The organism is Kitasatospora sp. NPDC007106 (assembly GCF_040634455.1).
GTDB lineage: Bacteria > Actinomycetota > Actinomycetes > Streptomycetales > Streptomycetaceae > Kitasatospora > Kitasatospora arboriphila.
The window spans coordinates 1-2,059 of the sequence record NZ_JBEYFP010000973.1 but is presented as its reverse complement, the minus strand read 5'-3'; the positions used below and the strand labels follow the sequence as shown (position 1 = coordinate 2,059).

The 2,059-nt window shown below is 73.7% G+C and carries 3 protein-coding genes; all 3 read left to right on the top strand.

Translation table 11 applies throughout. The features are described 5' to 3' along the window. Nucleotides 1–374: nuclear transport factor 2 family protein (locus tag ABZ641_RS34665; protein WP_359988331.1), on the top strand; the 374-nt coding region annotated here is incomplete at its 5' end. Between the two features lie 118 nt (nucleotides 375–492). Then, nucleotides 493–1,608 (top strand): inorganic phosphate transporter, encoded by a 1,116-nt coding sequence (locus ABZ641_RS34660; RefSeq protein WP_359988329.1) that lies wholly within the window; start codon nucleotides 493–495, stop codon nucleotides 1,606–1,608. Nucleotides 1,609–1,664: 56 nt separating this feature from the next. Then, nucleotides 1,665–1,910: a hypothetical protein gene (locus ABZ641_RS34655; RefSeq protein ID WP_344626464.1), complete on the top strand. Its 246-nt coding sequence runs from the start codon at nucleotides 1,665–1,667 to the stop codon at nucleotides 1,908–1,910. Nucleotides 1,911–2,059 lie beyond the last annotated feature (149 nt).

Sequence of the window (2,059 nt, the reverse complement as noted above, 5' to 3'; positions counted from 1 at the left end):
GGGTCAGGACCGCGCTGTACGAGGCGGAAGTCGCCCTGCACGACGGCGACGCCGCGCCGCGCAGGGCCCTGTGGTCGCGGGCGGAGCCCGTGAGCATCCTCGGGGCGTGGCACAACGCGGTCGGCCGGGAGCAGGTCGACGACCTCTTCTCCGCCCTGGAGGCGAGCTTCTCCGACTGCACCGCCTACCGGTTCGAACTGCTCGCCGCCGACGTGGTCGGCGACCTGGCCTACACGGCGGGCCTGGAACACGTGTCGACGTCGGTCGACGGGCAGCCGCGGACGTACGTGCTCCGCGCCACCCAGGTCTACCGCCGCGAGGGCGGCGAGTGGCGGGTGGCCCACCGCCACGGGGACACCGTGACGGGCGGGTGACGCCGGGTCACCACATCGCCGCCCTCCTGGGGTCCGGCACGAACGATCGGCGCGTCGATGGGCGACACGCCCGAGTGTCGCGGAGCGGGGCAGGGGGCTGGCGGTTACGTTCGTACACGTGACCGGCAATGACGCAGTCCTGGCGCTGGTGGTCGCCACCGCGCTCGGCTTCGACTTCACCAACGGATTCCACGACACCGGCAACGCCATGGCGACCTCCATCGTCACCGGCGCCCTCCGGCCGCGTGTGGCGGTGGCCGTCTCCGCCGTCCTCAACCTGGTCGGCGCCTTCCTGTCGACCGCGGTCGCGGCGACCATCGCGAGCGGCCTGGTCGACAGCGCCGACGTGACCCTCACCGTGGTCATGGCGGGCCTGGTCGGCAGCATCCTGTGGAACCTGACCACGTGGTACTTCGGGATCCCCTCCAGCTCCTCGCACGCACTGATCGGCGGCGTGATCGGGGCGACCATGGCGGCGGCTGGAGCCTCGGCCGTCAAATGGCAGGGCCTGGTCGCCAAGGTGATCGTGCCCGCCGCGCTGTCGCCCTTCATCGCCGGGTCGGTCGCCGCGCTCGGCACCTACCTCGTCCTGCGGATCACCCGCCGCACGGCCGAGGGCCCGCGACGGCACGGCTTCAGACTCGGCCAGGTCGGCTCGGCCTGCATGGTCTCGCTCGCCCACGGCACCAACGACGCGCAGAAGACCATGGGCGTCATCACCCTGGCGCTGATCGCCAACGGCTCGCTGCACGCCGGCGCGAGCGCTCCGAGCTGGGTGATCACCTGCTGCGCGGTGGCGATCGCGCTCGGGACCTACATCGGCGGCTGGCGGGTGATCAGGGCGCTCGGCAAGGGGCTGGTGGAGATCGAGGCGCCGCAGGGCATGGCCGCCGAGTCGGCCTCCGCCGCGGTCATCCTCGCCTCCACCGACTTCGGCTACTCGCTCTCCACCACCCACGTGGCCACCGGCTCGATCCTCGGCGCGGGGGTGGGCCGACAGGGCGCGGTCGTGCGCTGGCACATCGCCCACCGCATGGTGGCGGCCTGGCTGATCACCCTTCCGGCCGCGGCCGTGGTCGGCGCCCTCGCCTACTGGGCCGCGAACGGGATCGGCGGCACCGCCGGCGTGGGCGTCGTCTTCGCGGTGCTGGTGCTGGCCTCGGTCGCCTTCTACGTCGCCTCCCGGCGCCCGGCCGTGACCCCGGAGAACGTCAACGCCGCATGGACGGACTAGGACGTGTCGGACCCGCCCCGGGCCGTCCCGCATCCCCCGCAGGCGAGGTGAGCCGCATGGACTCCTGGATCAACCTGAACGCGCTCTGGAAGATCGTCGTGGTGGGGCTGCTCGCCGGAGCCGGGCTGCCCGCACTCTTCGCCGTCGGCGTACGCGTCCTCAACCCCCCGGCGGGGGAGGGCGACCAGCCCGGCCGGGCCCCGTCCGCCCGTCCGCTCCACGTCGCGGTCGCCGTCCTGTGCTTCGCCGTCGTCCTCGCGGCGATCGGCTGGGGCGTGTCCGTCATCGTCAACCCCGGCTGATCCGTGCCGGCACGGCAGCACGGCACCACCACCGACGGCCGGTGGGAGCGACCCCGGGTCGCCCCCACCGGCCGGCGGGACCCCCCACCCCCCGGGTGGTCCGGCCCCGGCGGCCGCCGCCGGCCCGGCCCGGTCAGTGATCGGTATTT

Excerpts from the sequence above, each read along its gene's own strand:
- ABZ641_RS34655 (WP_344626464.1), top strand. The coding sequence starts at position 1,665 with ATGGACTCCTGGATCAACCTGAACGCGCTCTGGAAGATCGTCGTGGTG.